Below are 5,667 nucleotides of genomic sequence, written 5' to 3' on the forward strand. Positions count from 1 at the left end.
ATAAAAAAATAAAAAAATGAATAGTTTCCTATTCATTTATTTAATCACTTTAATTTTATTTGTAAAAACAGTTGCTCCATAAAGCTTTGTTGATTTAAAGCTGGTTTTTATCTTATAAGTTCCTATTTTTACACTTACTTTAAGCTTAACTACCCCTTTATTGTTTGTAGTTCTAGTGTAAGTCTTTCCATTCAATTTAATTTTGACCTTTGTTTTCTTAATTGCTTTTCCATTTTTGTCTTTAAGTGTCGCTACAAAATATTTATTTCTATGGATCTTTTTGGTTTTAGTAGTTAATTTTGCAGATTTCACATAGACTTTAATGGTTTTTGAGGATTTTTGATAAAATTTATCCCCATTGAATGCAATCTTTACATTGTATGTTCCTACTTTTTGATTAATTGCAAAAGTAGCAATGCCTTTGCTGTTTGTTGTTTTTGAATAGGTTTTTCCAGCTATTTTTATCTGCACTGTTTTGGATTTCAATGCCTTTTTATTGTTGTCCAATAGTTTTATGCTTAAGCTAGTGCCGTTTTTGTAGTATTTTACTAAATTGGATGCTTTAATGGATGTTTTATTTTTTAAGACAGTCACCTTGACGTTTCTGTTCTGGTTTCTGTATTCATCATCCTCAAAGATTATTTTAGCAGTATAAGTTCCAGGATTCAAGTCTATAGGCACTTTAACAATTCCATTGCTGTTTGTTGTTAAATTATACTCTTTTCCATTCAACAGAACTTTAATGGCCTTGTTATAAAGTGGATTGTTATTGCCATCAGTCAATTTGATTTCCAAATCCTTATTTGCCTTATAATATTTGCTCAAGTCATTTGCTATAAGTTTTGATTCATTTTTTTGGACAACATTTATTTCAAATGTCTGATTGCTTAATTTCGCATAAACGGTTTTTACATTGTTTTTCGGGATGTAGTTTATGCTTGCGCTTCCATTGACCAATGTGACTTCAGCTATTGTTTCTCCAGTGCTTGTTTCGAATCTGACTGTTAAAGGGAGGTTAATGTCTTTGTCATAATCGCATATTTCCTTGGTTTCATTATCAAAATAGTGCTTTATGTTAACATTCAAGACATTGTTCACATCCTGCTTGATTATTCCATTGCTTGATGTAAATTCCATTACCAGCCATCTGCTTGCATTAATTTTCCATGATTCATATTCATCACTGTGTGGAGAGTAATAGTAAGGGCTTATCTCATTTTGTCCCCACCAGCAGTAAAGCAAGCTTGCATTGTCATCCAATGCAACATCACCAAAGATTTTTCCCCCTTGTTCCAAAATGATATAGTTGCCGACAAGAGCACAGTTTTCCATTTTAAGTTCAGTATCTGGGAAATTGTTTGATACTGCTCCATGTGCACCTACAGTGTTTTTTTCAAATATTGTGTTATACACTTCTGTAACGACATGATGTCCGCTTGGAGGTGCAAGGATTGCTGCCGCATAGAATCTGGAGTGTCCTCCGCTAAAGATACTGTTGTTAATGACCATATAATTGTGATTGCTGATTGCTCCACCTGTATATTCAGTGGTTTGATTTATAAAGCTGCAGTTATTTATTGTAGTATTTGCTAAAGAGAGTATTGCACCTGCAGAATATATTGCATAATTCTTGTAGAAAACGGTGTTGTTTAAAAATGCAGTTCCACCACATGCAATAGCTCCTCCCACACCTTTTTCAGCAGTAATGTGGTTTTCAGTAAAATAGGAATTTTCAATCTCTGTAATCCCTGCGGAGTAGATTGCTCCCCCATATTGGACTGCAGTGTTATTTATAATGTCTGATTCGATAATGGTCAGTTTTCCCATATTGTTATAGATTGCTCCACCATTATAGCCTGCATAAGAGTCTTTGATTGTACAGTTGATTAATGCCAATGCTCCACCATCATTATAAATGGATCCTCCAAGCCCAGTTTCATTATTGCTCATGTTTCCATTTATTAAAGTCAAGCCTATTAATGTTAATTTAGCTCCAGAATTAATATAAAACATTCTAGCAACATTTTTAGCATCAATAACTGTTCTGTCCTTTTTACCTTCGATAGTCAAGGATTTATCTATTGTAAGATCTGTTTCCTCAAAGGTTCCTTCACTTAAATAGATTGTGGATTGGTTGTTTGAATTGTCAATTCCTTGTTTAATTGTTTTATAAGGTTTATTTTGACTTCCGTCCCCAGTTAAGTCATCACCAGATGCAGAAACATAAATATTACTTGAACTAGCATCATTTAGTTGATTTTCATCTGTTTCATCTAGAATATTTTCTGCATCTGCACTGCCTATTCCAGTGTTTCCATCCTCATTTTCCAATTCGATAGTATTTATTATATTATCATCAATATTTTGACTAATATCACTATCAGACAGTTCTACTGCACTAATAGAACCTAATAAGCTAAATACTATTATAATACTCATAAATAGGATTAAAATGCTTTTTATATTATTTGTTATACTAATAATTTAGCCCCCATTTTATAAATTCATTAATCAAATATAAAATATATTCATTTCGTACATATCTTTTATTTAAGATTTAATAATTATATATTTTTCTTTTTAAGTTTTGTTCAGATTTTATTATTGGACAATTTTTAAATTGGTGGGCATATTTTAGGTAGTGGTGATTTAAAAAAATATTAGTTTTCAAATGCTATCGCAATTTAAATTTATTATACATTATAAATTGAAAATTACCTAAAATTTTTTAAGATTTTTAATATAACAAATGTTAATAAAAATTATTAAATATGTGGTAATTCTAAAATAATAATGTCTCATATTTTTAAAATTTTTATTGAAATTTATATTAAGACTATATAAAAACAGGGAAGATTATATAGCCATAATTATATAAAATTCTTATTTTAAAAAAAGATTAATTAACAGTTAAAAACTAAAAAGGATGTATTTGATTGAGTATTAAAAAAGATTTATTAGCAGTGGGACATACTGCATTGGATTATATCATCACAGTTGATGAGTTTCCTATGGCCAATCACTCAGCCCCCATGAAAACAATGAAAAACTTGAATGGCGGTGCTGCAGCTAATGGTGCTATGATTGGTGCAAGCTTAGGAATGAAAACCGGTTTGATCTCTGCTGTAGGATGTGAATTCATTGATTCACCTTATCATAAGAACATGCAAAAATTAGGGGTTGACACTGAAGCCTTAATCATATCCGAAGAGGAAAGCACTCCAACAGCATTTGTCATGACAAACAATAATCAAGACCAGATCAGTTACTTCTATATGGGCGCCGGAAAAGAGTTCCATGACAGTGAGGTTCCAAGAGAAAAGATAAGAGAGTTCAAGGCGGTTCATTTGGCAACAGGTGACCCTCACTTCAATTGCAAGGCAGGAATTGTTGCCAAGGAAGAGGAAAGATTGGTTTCATTTGATCCAGGACAAGACCTTGGATTGTATAGTCCTAATAAATTAAAGGAAGTCATCTCCAATGTCAATATCCTATTTGGAAATCATCATGAAATCAAAAGAATTCAAGAGTCCTTAAATGTGGACGTTAATGGATTGATGGATTTGGGGCCGGAGATTGTCTTAAAGACCTGCGGTTCAGAAGGAAGTATTATTTACAGTGACGAGGGCAAAATAGAAGTTAAGTCTATTTACAGGCCAGCTGTAGATCCTACCGGTGCAGGAGACTCATATAAGGCAGGATTCGTATCTAGACTCATTTATGGCGCTTCCTTAGAGGAAGCTGCTAAATTCGCTTCATCCGTTTCATCCTTTGTTGTTGAAAAGCAAGGATGTCAAACAAATATGCCGACTTTTGATGAAGCATATAATAGAATGGTTGAATTTTATAAATAATATTCTCATTCTTTTATTTTTTTAATCTTTCTTTTTTTTATTATATTAAATTCTATTTTTATTTTATATACTCCATTTTTCATATTTATTTCTTCCAATTTTTTATTTCATTTTTATTTCATTTTTATTACATTTTATTACATTTTATTACATTTTATTTCTTTTGCAATCTTTTTTTTAATTTTTAATTTTCATAACCTTTTTTAAAAATACTTAAGATTTAATAAAATATATTTGATATATATCAAAACTATTTGATAAAAAGCCCTATAAATGCTTTATTTTGGAAATAAAGGCCTAAAAAAATAGATATCTTTATATTGGATAAAATAATTAAATAAAAGTATAAAATCAAGCCAAATAGAATTAAATTAAACTTTACTTTAATAAAATATATTTGAATTTAAATTTAGCAATTCCTCAACATGATTTATGGAAATTAAAGAATTCTAAGGAATATTGATTTTATAATAATCTAGCATAATCAAAAACTATGGGGAGAAAAATTAATGACACAGATTAGTGATGCAAAAAAAGGCATATTGACAGAAGAAATGAAGCATGTCGCTAAGATTGAAGGAGTTAGCGAAGATTTTATCTTAAGATCCGTTGCAAACGGTACAATTGTAATACCAAGCAATGTACATAGGGATATTGAAGCATCTGGTATTGGTGCAGGACTCCGAACAAAAGTTAATGCAACTGTAGGAACTTCTACAGACATTGTAAACTTTGATGAAGAAGTATTGAAAGCGCAAATAGCTATTGATCATGGTGCAGACTGTTTGATGGAATTGAGTATAGGCGGAGATTTGGATGTTATAAGAAGAAGAGTTTTGGATATGTCTCCACTTCCAGTAGGTTCCGTACCTGTTTACCAAGCAGCTATTGAAAGCATTAGAGAACATGGTTCTGTAATTTACATGGATGAGGATGACTTATTCGGTGCAATCGAAAAGCAGGCAAAAGACGGTATTGACTTCATGGCTGTTCACAGCAGTATCAATATTGAAACCTTAACCAGACTCAAAAGACAAGGAAGAGTAACTGGACTTGTCTCTAGAGGAGGTTCCTTCATGTCTGGTTGGATTGTGGAAAATGAAAAGGAAAATCCATTATACGCTAACTTTGATTATGTATTGGAAATTGCAAAAGAGCATGATGTAGTACTTTCACTTGCAAACGGTATGAGAGCAGGTTCCATTGCAGACTCAACTGACAGGGCTCAAATCCAAGAATTGATTATCTTAGGAGAACTCATTGACAGATCCAGAGAAGCTGGCGTTCAATGTATGATTGAAGGGCCTGGTCACATTCCTATCAATGAGATTCCAACCAATGTAATGATTCAAAAGAAAATGTGTTCCAACGCTCCTTTCTATATGTTAGGCCCTATTGTATGTGATGTGGCACCTGGCTATGACCACATCGTATCTGCTATCGGTGCAGCATCCTCTGCAAAGGCGGGAGCAGACTTCATCTGTTATGTAACTCCTGCAGAACACTTAGCGTTACCATCTCCTGAAGATGTGAAGGAAGGTGTTATTGCAACAAGAATAGGTGCTTACGCTGGAGATTTAGCTAGTGGTCAAATCGATGGTTCACAAGACCTTGCTATGGCTGAAGCAAGAAAAAGATTAGATTGGGAAGCTCAATATGCCTGTGCAATGTTCCCAGATGCTGCACGTGCAAAAAGAGATGAAAGACCACCTGAAGAAGAAGACACATGTACCATGTGTGGAAACTACTGTGCGGTAAAAATCGTTAACGAATGGTTAGATCAATCTGACTCTGACTTAATCAAATAGATTTA

3 protein-coding genes are annotated in these 5,667 nt (G+C 32.6%); 2 read left to right on the forward strand and 1 reads right to left on the reverse strand.

Annotation, left to right across the window (positions count from 1 at the left end; all coding sequences use genetic code 11):
- Positions 1-36: 36 nt before the first annotated feature.
- Positions 37-2,439 carry a hypothetical protein gene (locus tag IJE13_RS00210; protein WP_292775620.1) on the reverse strand — a complete coding sequence of 801 codons (2,403 nt, stop codon included), beginning with the start codon at positions 2,437-2,439 and terminating at the stop codon, positions 37-39.
- Positions 2,440-2,936: 497 nt separating this feature from the next.
- Here IJE13_RS00210 and IJE13_RS00215 point away from each other — a divergent pair, with 497 nt between their 5' ends.
- Positions 2,937-3,854, forward strand: coding sequence for a carbohydrate kinase family protein (locus IJE13_RS00215; protein ID WP_292775622.1), 918 nt, complete (start codon positions 2,937-2,939; stop codon positions 3,852-3,854).
- Between the two features lie 509 nt (positions 3,855-4,363).
- Positions 4,364-5,662 carry a phosphomethylpyrimidine synthase gene (gene thiC / locus IJE13_RS00220; RefSeq protein ID WP_292775625.1) on the forward strand — a complete coding sequence of 433 codons (1,299 nt, stop codon included), beginning with the start codon at positions 4,364-4,366 and terminating at the stop codon, positions 5,660-5,662.
- Positions 5,663-5,667: the final 5 nt, after the last annotated feature.

The sequence above is a fragment of the Methanobrevibacter sp. genome, from assembly GCF_017410345.1.
Classification (GTDB): domain Archaea; phylum Methanobacteriota; class Methanobacteria; order Methanobacteriales; family Methanobacteriaceae; genus Methanobrevibacter.